The sequence below is a fragment of the Streptoverticillium olivoreticuli subsp. olivoreticuli genome (assembly GCF_003391135.1).
Lineage (GTDB): Bacteria > Actinomycetota > Actinomycetes > Streptomycetales > Streptomycetaceae > Streptomyces > Streptomyces blastmyceticus.
Genome location: NZ_CP031455.1, coordinates 495,216 through 515,556, shown reverse-complemented (window position 1 = coordinate 515,556; position 20,341 = coordinate 495,216). Strand labels below are relative to the sequence as shown.

Below are 20,341 nucleotides of genomic sequence, written 5' to 3'. Positions count from 1 at the left end.
CTCCATCGAAAGTGCATGTCAAGGAACTATATGCTCAGGCATGTATATTAGGATAGATGCCATGGCATCCAAGTCAAGCGGTGGCCGGGCACATCTCCCGGGCTTCTTCGCCGATCTCGTCCGCTGCGAGACGCGCCTCTACAACGCACTGAACGACCGTCTTCGCGAACGGCACGGGATCGTCACCTCACAGTTCGAGTTCCTGTGCTTCCTGCGCGACCACCCCGGGTCCCGGGTGGCGGACCTCGCCGCCGAGTTCGCCGTCGGGATCGGCGCAACCAGCAAGGGCATCGACCGCCTGGAGAAGCAGGCATGGGTCATACGGCGAACCAACCCGTCGGATCGCCGCTCATCACTGCTCGACCTGACCGATGACGGCCTGCGACTCGTCGGGGCGGCGGAGGCGACCTTCACCGAAACGCTGACCGAGCTGACCGCGGGCACCCTCGACGGCCCCTCAGGGCTCGCCGCCGTACAGGCCCTTTCCGCACTGCGCTCCGTGCTCGAACGCGACCGGATCGGCCTGCCCACAGGCTGACCGGCATGCGCATCCATCGCGACTGACCGTTGACCGTGTGACCAGCCTTTGTTGCGAGGGTGAATCCCGCAGACTGGATCACGACTCAATACACCTGGCTGCTCAGCCAGCGCATATGAGGTGCTCGGACTTGGCGCTTGAGAACGCGCAAGTCCCGGTCTCTGGCGGCGAAATGAAGCGCAGACGCAGGCTGGGCCCCGCAGCGGTCCCTGCCGTCCGCTGTCTGTACCGACCCGAACAGTTCCGGCTGCGGTTCTGGACAATCGGGAGCTCGGACCGCTCTTCGTGCGAACTGTTCGCGCTCAGGCGGGTGCCGCGGGCAGTCGGTACTCGGTAACGGCCGCCGGAATGCGGACGCCGGTGGCCCGCAGGTGGCCGGTCCGCGTCTGGTAGGCGGCTCCGCGCATCAGGTGCCCCATCACCACCGCGACCTCGCGGCAGGCGGGCGCCGCCAGGGCCGTGCCGGTGGTCCAGGCGTTGAACGCTCCCATTGCCGGGCCGCACCAGACCTGCCAGTCCCCTGCGCGGTCCGGTGCACCGGTGGCGGCCCACCGGGAGGTCATGCCGAGGTACCAGCGGAACACCAGGGCCATACGGTGCTTCGGATCGTGCTCGGCCCGGGCCAGCCAGTCCGGATGGTGCTCCCTCAGGTAGGCGGCCGTCTCCTCCCACGTCCGGTCCAGCGATCGGCGCAGCACACGCTCCTCCAGGCGCCGCCGCTCGGCGTCCGGCAACTCGTCGAGGCCGCCGTGCTCGTGGTAGAGGCGATACAGAAGGCCGGCCCGGGCGGGAAACATTGTGCCGCGCCCCAACACCTGCACCTGGATGCCCTGTTCGAACATGTCGGCGGCAGGGGCCATGACGCAGTCGGCGATCCCCGCTTCTGCCAGCAGCCGCTTGACCGCCGCCGCCGTGTCCGCCTCCACCGCGGCCTGGTTCACGGAGCCGGTGACCACGTAGTCGGCGCCGAGGGCGAAGGCCCCCGCCACCGCGTGCGGCGAGCCGATACCGCCGGCCGCCCCCAGGTGCACCGGCGGCACCTCGTCACCGTACTCTCGCGCGACCCGCGTACGCACCCTTGCCAGCGCGGGCAACAGCACGGCCAGCGGCCTGCGGTCCGTGTGGCCTCCCGAGTCGGACTCGACCGTGACAGCGTCGGCCATCGGCACCGCACGGGCCAGCTCTGCCTGCTCGGCGGTCACCCGCCCCTGCTCCCGGAGCGCGCGGACCAGCGTCTGCGGCGCCGGCCGCAGGAACATCTCCGCCGTCTCCTCCCGGGACACCTTGCCGATGACGCGGTGCTCCGCGCACACCCCGCCCATCCGGTCGCGCCGCAGCCCGGTGAGGCGGTAGCGCACCAGCTCCGGCGTGAGCTGGATGAACGCCGACGCCTCCACGCACCGCACCCGGTGTCGCAGGCACAGGTCCACCACGATCCGTTCCAGGTGCGGTACCGCCGGGCTGTGGATGAGGTTGCACGCGTACGGCCCGTCGCCCAGCTCCCGCGCCAGCTCGCCCAGCGCCGCGTCGATCCGCGCCTCCGGCAGTCCCGCCGCGCCGAACGCCGCGAGAGCGCCGGCCCGGGACAGGGCGGCCACCAGACGAGTACCGGCGATACCCCCGGCCATGGCCCCCGCCATGTACGGCAGGCGCACGCCGTGCCGGCGCAGGAAGCCGGGGGAGCCGAGCCGCTCGGGCGGCATCGCTCCCGCGGTGGCCAGCACCTCCGCTCCCCGCGGCGGCACATGGCACATGCCCAACCTGCCCCCGCTGCGCACCAGGTGGCAGGGCACCTCCAGCGACGACAGCACCCGGTACACGCCCTCCGGGTCGCTGTGCACGTCAGTCGTGCGGTCCATCAGGCACCGCCCTTGCGGTCCGTCGACCGGTTTCCGAGGACGATGTTCCGCACCTGGTAGATCCGCAGGTCGTCGCGCCACACGCTGCCGTCCGCGCGGATCAGCAGCCGGTCCCGCTTCCGGGTCACCTTGCGGATGTGCACCTCACCGCGGACCTGTTGGTGCTCACGCAGGATCTGCGCGCCGTAGTTCCAGCTCAGCCGCTCCCCGGCGACCAGCCCGAGCTCCGGGTCCGGCAGGTCGTCGATGAGCCCGGTGTGCAGCGCGAACGCGTGCACCGCCTGGAACAGCATCTGCACGCCGGCCGAGCCCGGCATCACCGGGTCGCGGAAGAAGTGGTGGTCGAAGTACCAGTCGTCCGGGCGCACCGGTTTGGTGCACAGCGCGTACCCCGCCCCGTGTTCACCACCGCCGGGCACCAGGACCAGGTCCTCCAGCAGCGCCAGCCGTCCGGTGCCCAGCCGTGCGTCGCCCCGCGCGTCCAGTCGGCGCAGCCCGGCCGGCGTCGCCTCCTGCCGGTCCAGCCACGGCGGGACGCAACGGCCTTTGTCCATGCCTTGCTGGAGATCCAGCACCCCTTGGGTGAGGTAGCCGTGCAGCGCCTCGCCCGCGTAGAACACCTCGCCGCCGGTGCTCAGTTCAAAGCGGTAGCGGTGCAGCGTCGCACCGGGCAGGTCGGTGACCGACAGGACGGTGATGCGTTGGGTGACGGTCGTGCCGCGGGGGTCGGCGTCGCGCAGTAGCGTCGCCTTGCCGTTGAGGTTGCGGCACACGTAGGGCTCGTCGGGATGCTGGAGCGCCACTCCCAGGGCAATGGCGCTCAGCAGGCCCGCCGGTTGCAGCGAGATCTCCATCAGCGCCAGCGCCGGTACCGACCGCGTTCCGTTCTCCCGGCAGTACCACGGGGCGTGCGGCATGTCGTACTCGGTGACCCCGCACGCACCGGTCCGGTCCGACGCCGTTCCCTCCGCCACCTCCACAGCACGGTCGATCATCAGGAAGTCGCCCCTGGGCAGGCGAGGGCGTACCGGGCACAGTGAGGCGTCGTACTTCCCACTCGCGGCGGCCAGCAGCGCCATGTCCCCCTCGGACGCGTGTGCCATGTGCAGTTCGGTGAAGTACGCCGGGCTGCCGCCGGAGGTCAGCCGGATGTCCGCGTCGTCGATGTGGAGCCGGGGGTCGAGCTCGGGCCTGCCGTACAGCGCCACGCCCACGTCCCGCAGCCGGGCCACCACCTCTCCGTCCGCGGACGTGACTTCCGCGTCGGCGGTCACGAAGGGGCGCGGGATCCAGCCCGCGCGGGTGACCTCCGCTCGCAGTCCCAGCGGTCCGCCGAACGGGCCGAGCAGCTCCACGTGGGCCGTGCCGCCCGGCAGGGGGACCGCGTGTGCTCCCGGCAGGCACAGATGGACGCCCCGGTGGAAGAGATACACCCGCAGCGTCTCGGTGACGGCCTCCAGCAGGAAGGGCCAGGTGTCCCAGTCACCGGTCGGCAGGGTGGTGGCGGTCATTAGTCCTTGCCCCCAGCGTCCGCCGCTCGGCGCGATCCCGCCCACCTCCTCCAGCAGCCGTTCGGGCCACGGTGCGGGCCGGAGCTCCGGCGCCACGTGCTGCTGGCCGAAGGAACTGCCGAGGACCGCCGCCACCTCACCGCGTGCCAGCGCGTCGAGGTCACCGGCCGACAGCCGGCTTACGGGCGTATGGGCCGGTGGCTTGAACTCCCGTGGGTGGCAGGGGACGTCGGTCTGGTCCACCGGGCCGCCGCTCACCGCGCCGGCGGACACGGTCAGGAGCGTGCGGTTGTCCCCGTCACGTACGTCGCAATGTGCCGGGCTGCCGTTCCAGCCGGGGCGGCACAACGCGCGCAGGGGCATCGGACCGGAGGGCGGCAGCCTGTGCCAGGTGACCTCCACGTGCCCGGACGTCAGGGGCCCGGCCTCGCGCAGCCGCGCCGCCGCCGCCCGCATGACGACGGCCGGTCCGCCGAGGCGGGACCAGTCGGAGGGGGACGGGGTGAGGGCGGCGTGAGGAGGGGCCACGGGTTCCGAACTCCGTGCGCTGCTGTTCGCGTTGGCCGTCCGCTCCGCCTTCAGGTCGCTCAGGACGCGGCCGAGATCCAGGCCGCCGCGGACCTGTGACGGCGGCGCGGGGTGCTTCGGTGCCTGCCGGGGCACCGCAGGCGGGAGAGCGGCCCGGGGCGGTGCCTCCTCCGGTGCCGGCTCCCGGGGCGCGGTGTACGGCGCGGGAGAGGCCACGCGTCGCACCTGCCAGGCGCTGATCGCCCGATGGGCTTCCACGACGGCCGCGTGCGCCCGCTGCACCTGCTGCGCCATGCGTACGGCGAGGGCGTCCGGGGCCACGAAGTCGCCGCTGACCCGCCCGTCCGGTTCGGGTGCCGGTGTACCGGTGTACGCGGGCGTGGCAGGGGTGATGGGCTCGGGCACGCGGCCCACGGGCGTGCCCTCGAAGCCGAGTTCGTCCATGACGGCTGCCTCACCCGGTTCCCGTACGGCCGGGCGCCGCCGGAGTGGAGGTGGAGATGTAGGTGGTGAGCAGGCGGACCGCCTGGACCTCGTTCACGTCCAGCATCCGCAGTCCGGTCCACTTCTGCAGGACCCGGCCGCCGGGTTCGCACGCGGTGACGGTGCAGTACGTGTCCAGCACGGACGTCCTGCCGGCCTCGGCGACGACCACGAACGACTCGTCGTCGGGCAGGGGTGCGTACAGGTCGACGCGCTCGGCGCTCACCGGGATTCCGCCGCAGCCCTTGATTCCGTGGGTGACCAGCGCGGCTCCCTGCAGCAGGAGGTCGGAGAGCGCGGGGCTGAACAGCTGTCCGGCATACGCCCCGGAGGCGAACGCCGGGTCGCGCAGCCGCGCGGACAGCACGAGACGTTCCGCGTCCTCGTCGAGGACGTCCCGCAACCCGGCCAGGGACGGCCCATGGAAGATGGTCCGTTCCGTGTAGCAGGGGTGGGGTGTGCCGGTGGGCTCGTAGCGGGGGAGGTCGAGGCGCGGTGCTTCCCCGGGCTCCTCGGCACACACCATGAGGGCCTCGAAGTGCGTCTGGCCCTCGTTCCCGTCCGCGTGATGCATCCGGACCCGGACGGTGTCGCCCTGTTCGTCCGGCACCAGGTGGAGGCCCACGGCTCGCGGGTGATGGCCGTCCAAGTACAGGCCGCGAGCGATGCGGAGGTTCTGGCACCGTACGACCGGCAGGCCGCTGCCCCGGGCACGCTCCACGGTGTGCAGGACCGCTCCGAGCAGACCGGTCATCGGCATCAATGGATGGCCCGCCACGCGGTGGTCGCGCAGCATCGGCTCGTCCTCCAGGCCCGTGAGCGAGCGCACGGCGGTCAGCCCCTTCGCGGGCAGGCTGTCGGTCCTGCGCAGCCAAGGAGCCACGGGGCCCACCACGGTCACCTCGCCGGCCGGGTGCTCCGGTCCCATCAGGCCGCGGAAGTAAGCCGTCCCGGCCTCGCGGGAGAGCACGGGCACGCCGGCCTCGGTGAACAGCCGGTGCACGCCCTCGGCCATGCCGCCCTCCCACGGCCCCCAGACGACGGGGGTCACCCGCAGAGCCGGGTACGCCGCCTGCGTCGCGCAGACGTGGCGGACCATGGCCTCGCTGGCGAGGGCGTAGTCGGCCTGCCGTACGTTGCCCCACAGGCCCGCCACCGAGGCGAACACCACCAGGTGCCGCAGCCGCTCCGGGCCGAGGGCGTCGAGCACATGCTGCAGGCCGGAGAGCTTCGTTGCGATCACTGGTGCCGCGGACTCGGCCGTCATCTCGGCCAGTGGCCGGTCACCCAGCACACCGGCCGCGTGCAGCACGCCCGTGATGCGGTCCGCATGCGGTGCCAGTGCCGCCCGTACGGCGGTGGCGTCCCGCACGTCGGCGCTGACGTAGTCGGCTTGGACGCCGCGCGAGCGCAGCGCCTCCAGCGCCGACCGGACACCGTCGTCCTCCCCGGGCCGTCGGCCCATGAGCACGTACCCGCACCGGTGGTCCTCTGCCAGGGCCTCCAGGCACCACGCCGTGATGCCGTTCGCGCCGCCCGTGACCAGCAGCGTGTCGTCCTCAGTGAGACGGGGCGGGCCGCCGGGGGCGTGCGGCAGGAGCCGCTGCGGGGCGTCCGACAGGGTCGGAGTGCGCCGGTGCTGTCCGTCCCGGCCCACCTCCAGTACGTCGGTGGCCACGTCCGCGATCTCCTCCAGCAGTGCCTCTCCTGCCGCGTCCGGCGGCATGTCCGGGGCGAGGTCGAGTGCACGGCAGAAGACCGGGGACGCCTCCAGGGCGAAGGACTTGATCAGGCCCGCGAGACCTCCGGCGAGTGCGGCCACGGGCTCTCTGCCTGCGCCTGCGTACCCCGAGAACCCGTCGAGCTGCGTCACCGTGACGAACGCCGCCCGGCGGCCCGTCCGTGCGGTGTCCAGCAGCAGCGCCCTGGCGCGCTTGGCGAACAGGAGGCCGTGGGTCAGTCGGCCGACAGCCTCGTCGGTGTTCGTGATGCGTGAGCGGCTCAGCGGCAGCAGGCACAGGTCGATGCGGGATGCCTTGCTGAGGGCCTCGGCGACGCGGTCGCGCAGCTCACCGTCCGACCAGCTGTCCAGTGGCTGGGTGTCCGGGCCGCCGGCGGGCACGCCGGGCACGGTCAGGCGCAGCACGCTCCAGCCGCGGCCGGTCAGGGCTTGCCCGAGGGCGGCGCAGAGTTCGCCGCCGTCGTCGAGCATCAGGGCGCGCGGCTGTTCGTGGTGGACGCCGGTGAGGACGTCCACGGGCGGCAGGGTCCGCAGCGAGACGTACGCCCGGCCGAGCGGCACTCCGCCGGTGTGCCGCAGGCCGGACCGCGGGGAGCTGAACAACTCCTTGAGCATCGTGCTGAGGTCGCCGACCGTACGGGCCTCGCTGAAGCGGAAGAGCTCCTCGCGTTTGATCACCGGGTACCGGCGCCATACCTCGGCACCGATCTCCACCTGTTTGAGGGAGTCGATGCCCAGGTCCTCCTGGATGTACATGTCCGGTTCCAGCATGCCGACGTCGTAACCGGTCTTGTCCGCGACGATCTGGCGAAGGGCCTGCTCCACTTCCATCGGGTCGATGTCCGAGAGATCCTGGACGGGGCGGTGGAGCATCCTGTCGTCGGCCATCAGCGCGGCCAGGGCCGACCGCTCGTTCTCCTCCGGGCCCGTGCCGGGCCTGCCGTCGACGGCAGGCGCCCGTTCCGCAGCATTCGTCGCATCCACGGTATCCGTGACAAGGGGCGGTGCGCCGGGGACCGGTACCGCGCCGGGGGCGGGGGCGGCATCCGCCTGGCCGTTCGTCATCGGCCGTACGGGTGGCGCCCCTGCTGCCGCGCCCGTTCCGCCCAGCAGCTCGGCCACCACCTCGCCCGCCCGGGTGTGGGCCTCGCCCACGGCCAGGCTGTGCTCGGTGATCGCGCCCACCGCCGCGGCCAGGGCCGCGTCGGGGCCCTGCCCGTTGCTCGTCCGGGAGCGCAGCAGCTCCACCAGCTCCCGCTGGGTCGCCAACTGCCCGTCGAGGTAGCGGACGTGGGCGGCGAGGTGGTCGGCGGCGGCTCGGGCCAGCGGGTCCGGGCCGTTCCCCGCGGGGGCCGGCACGCCGTCGGCTGGGGATATGAGCAGCTCGGCGGCGGGCGCGCCGGCCCGGCTCTCCCCTTGCCGGAACCGCTCCTGGCGGGCCTTGAGCGCGAAGTTCGGCCCCTCCAGCAGCCTGGCTACTGCCGACGGGGCCGGGCATTCCTCAGGCGCCGGGGCGTCGTACCGGTTGATGCCGACGACCGGCAGTCCCAGCACGGCCAGGCGCAGGGCCGCCTCCTTGAGCACGGCGGCGCTGTCGGGGCCGTTCTCGCCCCGGTCGCAGGGGACCGCCACCACCGCGTCGGCGCCGAGCGTGCGCTTCACCAGGCGGGTCAGCGTGCTGCCGGGCCCGAACTCGACGAAGACCCCGAAGCCGTCGGCCCGCATCTGCCGCAAGCGCTCGGCGAAGTCCACCGGCCGCAGCAGCTGTCCGACCAGGGTGAGCCGGTCTGCCTCCGGTCCCTGCCCGTAGCGCGCACCCGCCGCACCGGCGAACACGGGCACCTCGGGTGCGGCGAAGTCCACCTGCGCACAGGCGTCGGTGAACGGGCGGGTCGCGTGCTCGACGAGCGGCGTGTGGAACGCGGCGGCCACCGGCAGCCGCTTCGCCGGGACGCCCTCCCGCAGGCAGTGGGTCACGAAGCGTTCGACGGCATCGGTGCGACCGCCCACGACCTGCTCGTCGGGGGCGTTCCGATGACACACCGACAACTCCGGGTGGGCTGCCAGAATGCCGGCGACCGTTTCGTCCGCAGCCCGGACGACGGCCATCGCCCCCGGGTCCGACCCCGCCTCCGGCCGTTCCTCCATCGCCCGCCCCCGGGCCCGTGCCAGGGTCCGGAACGCGTCGTCGTCCAGCGCGCCGGCCGCCCACAGCGCCGTCAGCTCACCGAAACTGTGCCCCAGGACGCCGTCCGGGGCGAACCCCAGCTCCCGCAGGAACCGGTACTGCCCGACCGCCAGGGCCCCGATGGCCGGCTGGGCATAGGAGGTACGGTTCAGCCGCTCGCGGGCCGCGTGGGCGGTGTCCTTGTCGCCCGGGGGCGGGAACACCGTACGGGCCAGCGTATCCCCGGGCGGGGACAGGGCGTTGGCCTCGTCGAAGGCCGCACGCAGGGGCGGTACCGCCAGCAGCGCCCGCAGCCCCATCTCCGGGTACTGGTTGCCCTGCCCTGTGAACAGCGCCGCCACCTTGGTACCGGCCGGCAGCGCCGTACGGCGGTAATGCACGTCTTCGGGGAGCTCCCACGACTCCTCCTGCGCGCCGCCCGTGCGGAGCCGCTCGATCGCGGTGGCCAGTAGGCGCTCCCGGTGCTCCTCGTCCGCCGCGATGAATCCCAGCCGGGCGTGCTCCGGGGGTACACCGCTGCCCTCGGCGGGCTCCGTGCCGGCTTCGAGGAGCGACAGCAGCTCCCTGGGGTCCGGGGCGTGCCACAGACAGGCCCGCGGCACGGGGTGCAGCACGCGCTCCTGCGGTATGCCGGCGTGGTGTTCCTCCAGCACGGCGTGGTAGTTCACCCCGCCGAACCCGAAGGCGGACACGCCCGCGCGCCGCACCGAGCGGCCGGGGTCGCGCACCCACGGCCGGGCAGTGGTGTTGACGTAGACGGCACCGTGCGGAGTGACGGCCGGCGCGGGTGATGCCACATTGATGGTGGGCGGCAGCACCTTGTGGTGCAGGGCCAGCGCCGCCTTGATCAGTCCTGCCGCACCCGCCGCTGCCTTAGCGTGGCCCATCTGCGACTTGATGCTGCCCACGGCCACGTGCCGGCTGTCCCCGGGCACGCCCATGATCTCGTTGAGCGCCGTGACCTCCACCTCATCGCCGGTGGGGGTGCCCGTGCCGTGCGCCTCCACCAGCTCCACCGAGTCCGGCGGGCACCCGGCGTCGTCGTACGCACGCCGGAGCGCCGTCAACTGGCCGTCCTTGCTGGGCGCGTAGATGCTCTTGGCCACGCCGTCACTCGAACTTCCGAGCCCGCGCAGCACCGCGTAGACGCGATCCCCGTCGTGCCGGGCGTCGGCCAGCCTCTTGAGCGCCAGCATCCCGATGCCCTCGCCGATCAGCGTGCCGTCGGCCTCGGCGTCGAAGGGACGCACCCGGCCACTGAAGGACAACGCCGGTGTCTTGCTGAAGCACATGAACGAGATGATGGAGTTGTCGGCATCACAGCCGCCGGTGATCATCAAGTCGGCGCGGCGGCAGACCAGTTCGTCGACCGCGGCCCGGACGGCAGCCAGCGAACTGGCGCAGGCGGCGTCGACGGTGTGGTTGGCCGCCCGCAGGTCCAGGCGGTTGGCGACCCGTCCGGAGACGACGTTCCCCAGGATCCCGGGGAACGAGTCCTCCGTCCACGGCGGAAGCTCCCGCACGTAATCGCACGCGGCCTGCCGCGCATCCTCCTCAGCGGTGCCGCGGGCCCGCATCGCCTTGACCAGAAGGGGCGCGAGCAGCCGGGCCGCGAGCGGCATGAGCGTGGTGTTGGTGCCGCACACGCCCAGCACCACGCCCGTACGGCGCGGGTCGTACCAGCCGTCGCGACCTCGCGCACCGTCGCGCAGCACCTCGCGCGCCACCACAAGACTCAGCAACTGCACGAGCCCGGTGGAGTCGAGAGACTTCGGCGGCAGGCCGAACTCCATCGGGTCGAACCTCACCGGGGTGAGGAAGCCACCGCGCCGACCGTACGTCCTGTCGGGAGCGAAGGGGTCGGGGTCGTAGTGGTCCTCCAGCTCCCACCAGGCGGAGGGAACCTCCTCGGTGCAGTCACGGCCCGCCACGATGTTGCCCCAGAACGCGCGGAGGTCAGGGGCCTTGGGGAACATCCCGGCCATGCCCACGATTGCCACGGGGTCCCGGGAAAGGCGACGGTCGGGTTCCTCCAACATGACGCGATCCCCTGTCTCCCGACAGTCCCGTACTACCGCCGTAAGACTGCCCGCCCGTCAGCACGAAGAAGCCATCCCCACCCTTGTGAGTGAAGGCCCGGGCCTCCTTCGGACTGTCGAGCATCTCGGACTTCACACGGGCGCCAGAAAGCACCGTTCGTCTCAGTCGATCTCCAGGACGCGGGAGCGGCCGGCGGACTGGCCGTTGTCGAACACGAGGACTGTTCTGCCTGGGCGCGCGGAGGGCTGGTGCTGTCCGGACAGTTCCCCCCCCGGGCCCCAGAACCAGCGCACCGCGTGGCCTTGCAGGTCGAGAACGGCGATGAGGTCGAGGCTGCGGAGGGAGACAAGAACGTTGCCCTGCCTCCAGAGCCCCTGGGGGTGGCCGTTAAGAAGTTCGACGGTGTTGGCGTGGAGGACATCACAGGGGGAGCCAGGCATCTCCCGCAGCAGGCGGGAGCCCCTCCGGCCCGCGCATCGTCAGCGCGGCGGACCCGTTCCGCCGTTGAACATTGGGGGTGGAGAAGACGGATTCGTTGTTGATCGCCCGGCGCGCGTCCGCCCAGGAACGCGACGTACTGCTTGAAGATCGCCTTCCTGGGCAACGACGCCGCGTCATCAGCCGCCGAACCGGTCATCGAGTTCCTTGTGAAAGTCGAATCCCACGAGTTGGGAGAACTCGTCGTAGGTGTGCTGCGGCGGACCGCCCGCGGGGGTGCCGGCTGACCGAAGATGCGTGAAAGCGTCGGCGACGGCGCGGGTCGCGGTGAAAAGGGCCGTCACCGCGTAGAAGGCAAGGGAGAATCCCAGCTCTTGGAGGTCGGAAGCCGTCAGCGCGGTCGTCTCGTTCCCGTCCACAATGGATACCGCTTTGAGGCCTTCGACACCCGCCGCGACCGCCTCTAGTTCCTCGATCCTTTTGATGCCGTCGACGAAGACCAGGTCGGCACCGGCGTCCTGGTAGAGGCGGGCTCGTCGGATCGCCTCCGTAATACCTTCCGCAGGCAGGGCATCCGTGCGCCCGATGACCAACAGGTCGGCGGACCCACGTGCCCGGATGGCGCATCGCAGGCGCTTGACGCTGCTGTCCGTGTCCATCAGCCGCACACCACTCATCTGTCCGCACCGCTTCGGCGCGACCTGGTCCTCGAGATGGATCGCTGCCACACCGGCCTGGAGGTACTCGCGGACGGTGCGGTCGATGTTGCTCGGTCCCCCGTATCCGGTGTCGGCATCCGCGACCACCGGGATCGACACCGCGCGCGTCATATTCCGCGCATGCTCGGTCATCTCCGTCTGGCTGAGCAGACCGATGTCCGGCATGCCCAACCGGCTGGCCGTCGCACCGAATCCCGTCATATAGACAGCGGGAAAGCCCGCCGCTTCGACCAGGCGAGCAGTGACCGAATCGGCCGCGCCCGGCGCCAGGACAATCTCCGGGGCCTCGAGAAGACTCTTCAGGGAATCGCGGTGGGCCAACAACGGAACCTCCGATGACAAATGACGAGTGAGCGCTGCCAACGGTACCGAGCCTGTAAAGATCTACTCTCCACAGGCTCGGAAGTAACGCTGAATTTCCTTAGAGGCTGTCTCACGTGGTGCTACAGCTACTCGACCGTGCTCGTGAGAAACGTGTGGAACTCAGCGGCGAGGTTTCGCATCTCCTCGCCAGCCGCGTGCACGGTGGTGGTCTCGAAGTGCCACTCCTCGGACAGAGGCCGGTCGTGGATGCCCCATGTCAGGTGGACGTAGCCGCCTGGGCGGTGTTCCGCTGAGATCGTCAGGTCGCGTTCCAGGGAGCGCCAGGCGCGCGCTCCTTCCCAGCCGGGGAAGTCCTCGGCCAGCGAGGCGAGGAAGGTGTCGAGGCCGTCGCCGTCCCAGGTCCGCACCAGGGTCTCGACGTTCACCCATTGCCCGCGAGCTTTCACGAGGAAGTCGAGCATGGGGTCGTCCCCGAACGGTCTTGCCGGCTTGGAGAAGAGCAGGTGGACCGGTCGTGGTCCGGGCTCTCCCACGCGTACCGCGGGATCATCTTCGATCATTTGAGCAGGTTAGAAGTCATGAGCCTCGATGACCAACTGCCATCCTCACAGAGCCCGGGCACGGGCCGCAGGCGCCGCTTGAAGCATGTTCGTCCACTATGGCTGTGGATCTTGCGCGGAAACTGGTACCCGATGGGCTGTGGAAGGTAGCCGCGCCGCTGATACCGCCGTTCCGGCCCAGGCAGCAGGGTGGCGGGACGGCGCCGGTGGCGGACCGGAAGGTGTTCACGGCGGTGGTGTACGTGCTGACCGGCGGTTGCGCCTGGCGCTACCTGCCGCCGACGTTCGGCACCTCGCCTGCCACTGCGCACCGCCGGTTCACGACGTGGACCAAGGCCGGACTGTGGCGCCGGCTACACGGGCCGTCCTGGACGAACTCGGTGCCAAGGGCGAGCTGGACTGGACCTCAGCGATCATCGACGCCGCGTCCGTCCGTGCGAAAAGGGGGGGCGCGCTGACCGGACCGAACCCGGTCGATCGCGGCAAGAAGGGCAGCAAACTGCATGTGCTGTCCGAAGCCCAGGGCATCCCGCTTGCCGTCGCGGTCTCCGGCGCGAATGTGCACGACAGCCAGGCGTTCAAGCCGCTGCTCCTGGGCCTTCCCGCCATACGCTCTCGGCGCGGGCCACGACGACGGCGACCGGTCAAGGTCCGCGCCGACAAGGCGTACTTCTCCGCCGAACACCTCGCCTGGCTCCGCGCACGAGGGCTCATCCCGCGTATCGCGCGCCCGGGTGTCGAGTCCGGCGAGCGGCTCGGCCGACACCGCTGGAAGATCGAAAGATCGATCGCCTGGCTGTTCGGCTACCGCCGTCTCACCGTCCGCTATGAACGCAAGGGCAGCCACTTCCTCGCCTTCCTGGGCCTCGCCGCTGCTCTCGTCTGCTACAAGAAACTCGCGAAACTCACCACGTGAGACAGTCTCTTAGTACTCCAGTTGTAGTTCGCTATTCCTGCTGGTCAGGAGCCTGTTTCTGGGTGTGGTGAGCTGATTGGCCGTCATGTGGCAGGAGTTCGTGACCGGCGTAGAGTGATCGTTGTTGTACTGATCGTGGGAGATGGGGCTCTCCCCAAGGCCGGGTAGTTAGCATATTTCCGCTGGCGGCAAGGGGGTTGGTGGGGTTCTCGGGCTGCTGCATGTGGCGGGTCTGGTCTTGGTGATGAGTCCGTGTGCGGCCCACCTGTCGAGTTGGCGGTACATGGTGCTGAGGGTGATGTCGCCGAGGTGGCGGGCGAGGTCGCGGGTGTGCCACTGGCGGTCGGGATCTGCGTGGAGGAGGTCCAGGACGCGCTGTCGACGCCGGTCGGCGGGCGGTGTGTACCAGTCGTCGTAGGAGACGGTCGGCAGGTCGGGATCGGGTTCGAGGATGGTGACGTCGAGGCCGGTGACCAGGCGGCTGATGTCGGGGCGGCCGTCGTCCTGGTGTTCGGTGTAGCGGGAGACCGATGACCTGACTTTTCGGGTGCTGATGCGGGGCGCCGGTGCGGGAGGAGCCCGGCCAGGATCCGGTTGCCGATGACGCCGGTGGTGTCGACGCCCGGGGCGCCGGGCTTGATGACGTCGGCGGCCTGGATTTACGAGGTCGCGGGCAGTCTGGATGGCTATGGTGAAGCCGCAGCGGTCCGGGTCGATGCCCGGCCGGGACTCGGCGGCCTCCACCATCACGGTCCGAAGTGTCTGGTAGAGGGTGAGCAGGGACCACATTTCCTGCGCGTCCCTGCCAGGGGCCTCCGGTCACCGCCGGCCCGGGCTGTCGAACTGTGCATCGATGTGTCCGACGCGGACGGTGACCCGGCTCGGTACGACCGCTGCCACGGGGGCACCAGCCTGACCGGCGACGTCTCACCGGCAACGGCCTGACATGGACCGTACACCAAGGGGGTCGGAGACCGGAGCCGTCCTGACAGGCGTTGATGACCTCACCGTCGCTGCGTCTCCGGCGCGACCGTGATGGACGCCATCGCCCGTCGGGTGTTCCAGGAGCCGTCCGGGCCCGTCGACATGATCCGCGAGTCCGTCTAGGGCGCGCTCGCCGAGCACCAGGGCGACGTCGAAGCTGCCACCGCGGCATTGCTGAGTCACCCCAGCTCATGCCGCTGCCGGATGCTGTACCACGCATCCGCGCTCTGTACGGCCGGCCCCGCCACCGCCCTCGGCGGATCTTCGCCGACCGCGGCTGCGGCTACGGCTTCGACAAGTGTCGGCTGTTCATCCGGGTCCGCGGGATCACATCCAAGATCGCCCGCCGCGGCAAACCGCACGTCTCCGGCGCGGGCAGGACCCGCCGGGTCCTCGGGCGCATCTTTGCCTGGCTCCACCAGTTCAAACGACTCCGCATCCGCTACGGGATACGCGCCGACCTGCACCTCGTCCTGCTCCAACTCGCTTGCAGCACCATCTGCTTGAGACGAGTCCGAATCTCATTTTGAAGCGATCAGTCAGTCCCAACCGGTGGGGGTGACCCTCGGTGACCGGTCGGCGTCGTTGTCGGCTGCGAGGGGAAGGACGAGCTGATCGTGTCGAGCATGCGGAGGCGATCCGCTGAGTCGGTTCCGGGAGCAGCGCCCTGGAAGATGATGCGCTGGCCCGGGTCGTCGGACACGCGCAGGCTTTCTTCGTGCAATTCGAGGGGGCCGACGAGGGGGTGGTGGTAGTGGCGTGTGGAGTGTCCACATTCGGCGACGGGCTGGGTGGCCCATATGCGGGCGAACTCGGGACTTTTGATGCTGAGTTCGCCGACGAGGTCGGCGAGCATGGGATCGTCGGGCATGTCGCCGGTGGCCATGCGCAGGTAGGCGGCGGTGTGGACGGCCTCGGTGTGCCAGTTCGGCATCAGGTCGGCCATGGCCGGGTCCAGGAACATCAGCTTGGCCAGGTTGGTCGGCCGGCCGGGGGTGAGGCCGTAGAGCGCATAGCCGAGCCGGTTGGCGCCGAGCAGGTCGAAGTAGCGGCCCACGACGATCGCCGCCTGGTCGATGGTGCTCTCCACCAGCGCGAGCACGGACGGGCGCAGATGTTCGGGGCCGTAGGGGTGGCGTGTCTGCCGGGCCTGGGCGGGGCGGGCGAGGCGGAGCAGGTGGGCCCGCTCGTCCACAGTCAGCTGAAGCGCGGTGCCCAGCGCTTGGAGCACGGAGTCCGACACCTGGTGGCTCTCGCCCTGTTCCAGGCGCGTGTAGTAGTTCACGCTGATGCCGGCCAGGCGGGCCACCTCGTCGCGGCGCAGCCCCGGCACTCGGCGCGGCGTCCCGTACGTCGGCACGCCACTGTCCTCGGGGGCCAGCGCGGCACGGCGGGCCCGTAGGAACTCGCCCAACTCCTCAGCCATGTACTCATTGTCGCCCCGCGGGCCGACGCGCTGCCACCCCCTGCCATGGGTACCCGGCGCAGGGGCACGCGCGAGGGGAGAAAAAGTGTCAGCGTGGAGGAATGAGCGAACACAAGACCATTGCAGTGGTGGGCGCGACCGGTGCGCAGGGCGGCGGCCTGGTGCGCGCGATCCTCGACGCCCCCGACAGCGGTTTCACGGTCCGGGCCCTCACGCGGGACGCCGACTCTCCGAAGGCGCGTGCGCTGGCCGAACGCGGTGCGGAGGTGGTCCGGGCCGACCTCGACGACGAGGCCTCAGCGCACCGGGCCTTCGCGGGCGCCTACGGCGCGTTCGTGGTCACCAACTTCTGGGCGCCGCTCACACCGGAGCAGGAAGCGGCCCGCGACCGTGCCCGGATGGAGATCGACCAGGCCCACGTCGCCGCCCGTGCCGCGAAGGCGAACGGCCTGCGGCACGTGGTGTGGTCCACCCTGGAGGACACCCGGCCGTACTTCGCCCACCTCGGCCGTACGGTGCCGACGCCGCTCGGCGCGTACGCGGTGCCGCACTTCGACGCCAAAGCGGAGGCCAATGCCGCCTTCACGACGCTCGGCGTGCCGACGACCTTCCTGCAGACCACCTTCTACTACGAGGCGTTCACCCAAGGGCAGGGCCCGCACCGCGACGCCGACGGCAAACTCGTCCTGGCCACTCCCATGGCGGCCAACCCGCTGGCCATGATCGCCGCCGATGACATCGGCCGCACCGCACTGGGCGTCCTGCGACGAGGCGTGGAGTTCGTCGGCCGCACCGTCAGCATCGCCGGTGAGCATGCCACGGGCGATGAACTGGCGGCCAAGTTCACTGAGCTCCTCGGCGAGCAGGTGACCTACCGGCCGCAGACCTATACACAGGCGCGCGCCGCCGGATACCCGAGCGCGGTGGAGGTGGCGAACATGTTCGAGTTCTACTCCGAGGCGTCCGCCTACTTCACCGGCGCGCGCGACCTGGACCTGGTGCGCCGGCTCAACCCGAGCCTGGAGCCGCTGGACGGCTGGCTGGCGCGGCACCGTGCCGAGATCGTGGAGGCGATCTGAGATGAAGTTCGGTGTGCACAGCTTGATGACCGACGAGGGCATTCGCCCGGACCGGCTGGCCAAGGCGTTGGAGGAACGCGGATTCGACGCGATGTTCGTCCCCGAGCACACACATATCCCGGTGCACTCGGAGGTCGAATTTCCGCAGGGCGGCCCGCCGCCCCGGTCGCTCCTGCGGATCTACGACCCGTTCGTCGCGCTGTCGATGGCCGCGGCGGTCACCGAGAAGCTGCTGCTGGGCACCGGCATCGCCATCCTGCCGCAGCGGGACGTGTTCCAGACGGCGAAGGAGGCGGCCAGCCTCGACCGGCTGTCGGGCGGCCGGTTCCTGTTCGGCGTCGGCGCGGGCTGGCACACCGACGAGATGCGCGACCACGGCGTCGACCCCCGCACACGCGGTGCCCGTCTCACCGAGCAGCTGGCCGCGCTCAAGGAGATCTGGACCGAGGGCGAGGCCGAGTTCCACGGCGAACACATCGACTTCGCCCCGGTCTACTCCTGGCCCAAGCCCCTGCGTACGCCCCCGATCTACCACGGCGGGGAGGGGCCCCGCGTGCTGGCCAGGGTACGGACGTACGGCGATGTGTGGATGCCCACGGCCGTCGCGGACCCCGCCGACGTCCCGGCGCAACTGGCCGCCGCCGACGGCGTACCGGTGTCGGTCTACAAGGTCCCGGGAGACGACGAGCGCCTCATCGACGCCTACGTGGAAGTCGGCGTCGAACGGCTGACCCTCTTTCTCGACGAACTTCCCGAAGACCGGATCCTCACCAGACTGGACAACCTGACGAAGCTGATCGGGCGCTACCCCGACTGACCGTGAGGCCCCGCCTCCTCGACCACGGCTTCGGCCACCAGCTTGTCGGGCCAGCGATAGCAGAGCTGTCCGGCGAGCTTCAGGACCCGGCACGTCACCGTGCCACCTGGGAGATCAATGTCGACTCCACCGTCTGCCGGGGTCCACCAGCGCGCCGCCGGGGCCAGGAAAATACATCCGATGCAGCCATGCGCGAAGATGACGGCCCGGCTGATCGGGCGAGCTGCTGTACCTGGCTTCCCGGTGGCGCCTGGCCCGCAGGAAGTCGGCTTTCTCGGCCTGGTCGCCGTCCTGGTCGCCGCCCTGGTTGTCCTGGGCCCGTGACCGGCATGTGGCCCAGGCCTGCCGACGGAAGGTCACCGGTCCCCGCTCTCGTACGCCCGGCTGACTCCTGCCCGTCGGCTCGTCGTAGGCCCTGCCTGCCAGCGGTGCGCGCGTTCCGCCGCCCCTCCGGCCGTGAGGACGGAACCACCCGCCCCACCGGACCATCTGTTTGATCAACGGGGACCTCGGCAAGGCGCACCGCGCACACGCAAGGGCATCAAAGGGGCGGAATCGGCATGGCCATCGGCAGGCGCACACTTCTGGCAGCGGGTACCGGACTGGCGGCGACCGCCGCCTGGGGCATCACGACCACGACGAGCAAAGCGGGCACAGCGGGGGCAGCCGCGAAAAAGGCCGGCAACAGCGGCTGGACCGCCCTGGGCAAGGGCCTCTCCGGCGGCCTCGTACGTCCCGACGACGCCGACTACACAGCTGCCCGTCGGCTCTACAACACCCGCTTCGACGCGCTGCGCCCGGCCGCGATCGCGTACGTCGCCGGCACCCCGGACATCGCCGCGGCTCTGGCGTTCGCCCGCCGCTTCTCCATACCCGTTTCCATAAGGAACGGCGGTCACAGCTACGCCGGGTGGTCCAGCGGCAACGGCCGACTCGTCATCGACGTCTCGCGGCTGAAGAGCGTCCGCACCCCGTCGGCGTCCACCGCCGTCATCGGCGCCGGCGCCAAACTCATCGACGTCTACACCGGCCTTGCCGCGCACGGCGTGACCATCCCGGCGGGTTCTTGTCCCACCGTCGGCGTCTCCGGGCTCACTCTGGGCGGTGGGCACGGCATCCTCTCCCGTGCCTACGGCCTCACCTGCGACAGCCTCACCGGCGCCACCGTCGTCACCGCCGACGGCAGGAGCGTCGACTGTGACGCCGCCCGCAACCCCGAGCTGTTCTGGGCCCTGCGCGGTGCGGGCAACGGCAACTTCGGTGTCGTCACCGAACTCCGCTTCCGCACCCACGCCGTGGGCGAAGGGACGACCGGTTACCTCTCGTTCCCCTGGTCCAAGGCCGCGGCCGTCGTGCAGGCGTGGCAGGAGTGGGGGCCGAGCCGGCCGGACGAGATCTGGTCCGCGTGCGACCTGTCCGCCGCGACAGGCGGCACCCCCCGAATATCCGTCGCCGCGTTCTCGATCGGCTCGCGGCAAGACCTGGAGAACGCCTACGACGAACTGACCGGCAAAGTGGCCAAAGCAAGCGGCGGCAGCGCAGGCATCGGGACTGTCAGCCTGCGGCGCCACTCCTACCTCGACACCGTCCGCGCCTACGCCGGCTGCGGTCAGAAGTCCGCCGAGCAGTGCCACCTCCCCGGTAGGACACCCGGCCGCGAGCCCTCGGGACAGCTGGAGCGTGAGACGTACGCGGCCCGCTCGGACTTCTTCGACCGCCCGCTGGACGCGGCGGGCACCCGGGCCCTGCTCGACCAGCTGGAACGCTTCGGGCGGGGAGTCAAGGGCGGCGGTGCCTCGGTGCAGCTGACGGCCCTGGGCGGCGCGGTCAACCGCGTACAGCCCCTGGCGACGGCCTTCGTCCACCGGCGCCACCGCGTGCTGGCGCAGTACCTGACGTCGTGGGCGGCGGGTGGGACGGGCCAGGCGCAGACCGCCTGGCTCGAGGGCATGCACGCGGCCATGCGCGGCCACGCCTCGGGAGCCGCGTATCAGAACTACACGGACCCGGGTCTGAAGGATTGGCGCACCGCGTACTACGGGGACGCGGCCGGCCGACTGGCGAAGCTGAAGCGGCAGTACGACCCCCAGCGCGTCTTCGACTTCCCTCAGGCGCTGTGACGCCTGCCCGTCAACTTGACCCGGCCCTGAAGGGCCGAGTTTGGAGGTAGCGACCAACTGGCTGCTGGGT

General features: G+C 70.8%; 14 protein-coding genes and 1 pseudogene. 7 read left to right on the top strand and 8 right to left on the bottom strand.

Going from position 1 to position 20,341, the window contains the following annotated elements:
* Window positions 1-61: 61 nt before the first annotated feature.
* Window positions 62-538 (top strand): MarR family winged helix-turn-helix transcriptional regulator, encoded by a 477-nt coding sequence (locus tag DXZ73_RS02345; RefSeq protein WP_116209378.1) that lies wholly within the window; start codon window positions 62-64, stop codon window positions 536-538.
* 302 nt (window positions 539-840) lie between these two features.
* On the opposite strand, the gene DXZ73_RS02340 is transcribed toward DXZ73_RS02345, so the two are convergent.
* The 6 genes from DXZ73_RS02340 to DXZ73_RS02315 all read right to left on the bottom strand — a co-directional run bounded on the left by DXZ73_RS02340 (window position 841) and on the right by DXZ73_RS02315 (window position 12,929).
* A complete protein-coding gene (locus tag DXZ73_RS02340) occupies window positions 841-2,397 on the bottom strand; it encodes a PfaD family polyunsaturated fatty acid/polyketide biosynthesis protein (protein WP_116209377.1) in 1,557 nt (518 codons plus the stop codon).
* Window positions 2,397-4,880 (bottom strand): 3-hydroxyacyl-ACP dehydratase, encoded by a 2,484-nt coding sequence (locus DXZ73_RS02335; protein WP_116209376.1) that lies wholly within the window; start codon window positions 4,878-4,880, stop codon window positions 2,397-2,399. The genes DXZ73_RS02340 and DXZ73_RS02335 overlap by 1 nt, the downstream gene beginning before the upstream one ends.
* A gap of 10 nt (window positions 4,881-4,890) precedes the next feature.
* Window positions 4,891-10,887 (bottom strand): type I polyketide synthase, encoded by a 5,997-nt coding sequence (locus DXZ73_RS02330; RefSeq protein ID WP_116209375.1) that lies wholly within the window; start codon window positions 10,885-10,887, stop codon window positions 4,891-4,893.
* A gap of 162 nt (window positions 10,888-11,049) precedes the next feature.
* The gene (locus DXZ73_RS02325) at window positions 11,050-11,328 is read right to left on the bottom strand and encodes an arylsulfotransferase family protein (protein ID WP_240351094.1); all 279 of its coding nucleotides are present in this window, start codon (window positions 11,326-11,328) and stop codon (window positions 11,050-11,052) included.
* A 177-nt stretch (window positions 11,329-11,505) separates the two neighbouring features.
* A complete protein-coding gene (locus DXZ73_RS02320) occupies window positions 11,506-12,366 on the bottom strand; it encodes an isocitrate lyase/PEP mutase family protein (RefSeq protein WP_116215367.1) in 861 nt (286 codons plus the stop codon).
* A gap of 128 nt (window positions 12,367-12,494) precedes the next feature.
* Window positions 12,495-12,929: a DUF6228 family protein gene (locus DXZ73_RS02315; protein WP_116209374.1), complete on the bottom strand. Its 435-nt coding sequence runs from the start codon at window positions 12,927-12,929 to the stop codon at window positions 12,495-12,497.
* A gap of 98 nt (window positions 12,930-13,027) precedes the next feature.
* Here DXZ73_RS02315 and DXZ73_RS02310 point away from each other — a divergent pair.
* Window positions 13,028-13,845 (top strand): IS5 family transposase gene (locus tag DXZ73_RS02310; RefSeq protein ID WP_116209373.1). Its coding sequence is split into 2 segments (ribosomal slippage): window positions 13,028-13,289 and window positions 13,289-13,845, totalling 819 coding nucleotides; the frame shifts between segments, so codons are not numbered across the junction.
* 168 nt (window positions 13,846-14,013) lie between these two features.
* On the opposite strand, the gene DXZ73_RS37840 is transcribed toward DXZ73_RS02310, so the two are convergent.
* Window positions 14,014-14,634, bottom strand: coding sequence for a hypothetical protein (locus DXZ73_RS37840; protein WP_162889976.1), 621 nt, complete (start codon window positions 14,632-14,634; stop codon window positions 14,014-14,016).
* 380 nt (window positions 14,635-15,014) lie between these two features.
* On the opposite strand from DXZ73_RS37840, the pseudogene DXZ73_RS39100 reads away from it, so the two are divergent.
* Window positions 15,015-15,359 (top strand): annotated as a pseudogene (locus tag DXZ73_RS39100) (IS5/IS1182 family transposase); the annotation flags it as partial.
* A gap of 5 nt (window positions 15,360-15,364) precedes the next feature.
* Here the strand turns inward: DXZ73_RS39100 and DXZ73_RS02295 are convergent.
* Window positions 15,365-16,255, bottom strand: a complete 891-nt coding sequence (locus tag DXZ73_RS02295) for a helix-turn-helix transcriptional regulator (RefSeq protein WP_116209370.1) — start codon at window positions 16,253-16,255, stop codon at window positions 15,365-15,367.
* 101 nt (window positions 16,256-16,356) lie between these two features.
* On the opposite strand from DXZ73_RS02295, the gene DXZ73_RS02290 reads away from it, so the two are divergent.
* The 4 genes from DXZ73_RS02290 to DXZ73_RS02280 all read left to right on the top strand — a co-directional run bounded on the left by DXZ73_RS02290 (window position 16,357) and on the right by DXZ73_RS02280 (window position 20,271).
* The gene (locus tag DXZ73_RS02290) at window positions 16,357-17,334 is read left to right on the top strand and encodes an NmrA/HSCARG family protein (protein ID WP_116209369.1); all 978 of its coding nucleotides are present in this window, start codon (window positions 16,357-16,359) and stop codon (window positions 17,332-17,334) included.
* A 13-nt stretch (window positions 17,335-17,347) separates the two neighbouring features.
* Complete coding sequence (locus DXZ73_RS02285; protein WP_240351093.1) at window positions 17,348-18,151, top strand: LLM class F420-dependent oxidoreductase; 804 nt, start codon at window positions 17,348-17,350, stop codon at window positions 18,149-18,151.
* 180 nt (window positions 18,152-18,331) lie between these two features.
* On the top strand, window positions 18,332-18,475 hold the full coding sequence (locus DXZ73_RS37830) for a hypothetical protein (RefSeq protein WP_162889974.1): 144 nt from the start codon (window positions 18,332-18,334) through the stop codon (window positions 18,473-18,475).
* Window positions 18,476-18,717: 242 nt separating this feature from the next.
* Window positions 18,718-20,271 (top strand): FAD-binding oxidoreductase, encoded by a 1,554-nt coding sequence (locus DXZ73_RS02280; protein WP_116215366.1) that lies wholly within the window; start codon window positions 18,718-18,720, stop codon window positions 20,269-20,271.
* The last annotated feature ends 70 nt before the right edge of the window (window positions 20,272-20,341 follow it).

Bases quoted from the DNA above. Each gene is read 5' to 3' on its own strand.
- DXZ73_RS02345 (WP_116209378.1), top strand. From the start codon at position 62: ATGGCATCCAAGTCAAGCGGTGGCCGGGCACATCTCCCGGGCTTCTTC.
- DXZ73_RS02340 (WP_116209377.1), bottom strand. From the start codon at position 2,397: ATGGACCGCACGACTGACGTGCACAGCGACCCGGAGGGCGTGTACCGG.
- DXZ73_RS02335 (WP_116209376.1), bottom strand. From the start codon at position 4,880: ATGGACGAACTCGGCTTCGAGGGCACGCCCGTGGGCCGCGTGCCCGAG.
- DXZ73_RS02330 (WP_116209375.1), bottom strand. From the start codon at position 10,887: ATGTTGGAGGAACCCGACCGTCGCCTTTCCCGGGACCCCGTGGCAATC.
- DXZ73_RS02325 (WP_240351094.1), bottom strand. From the start codon at position 11,328: ATGCCTGGCTCCCCCTGTGATGTCCTCCACGCCAACACCGTCGAACTT.
- DXZ73_RS02315 (WP_116209374.1), bottom strand. From the start codon at position 12,929: ATGATCGAAGATGATCCCGCGGTACGCGTGGGAGAGCCCGGACCACGA.
- DXZ73_RS37840 (WP_162889976.1), bottom strand. From the start codon at position 14,634: ATGTGGTCCCTGCTCACCCTCTACCAGACACTTCGGACCGTGATGGTG.
- DXZ73_RS02295 (WP_116209370.1), bottom strand. From the start codon at position 16,255: ATGGCTGAGGAGTTGGGCGAGTTCCTACGGGCCCGCCGTGCCGCGCTG.
- DXZ73_RS02290 (WP_116209369.1), top strand. From the start codon at position 16,357: ATGAGCGAACACAAGACCATTGCAGTGGTGGGCGCGACCGGTGCGCAG.
- DXZ73_RS37830 (WP_162889974.1), top strand. From the start codon at position 18,332: ATGCAGCCATGCGCGAAGATGACGGCCCGGCTGATCGGGCGAGCTGCT.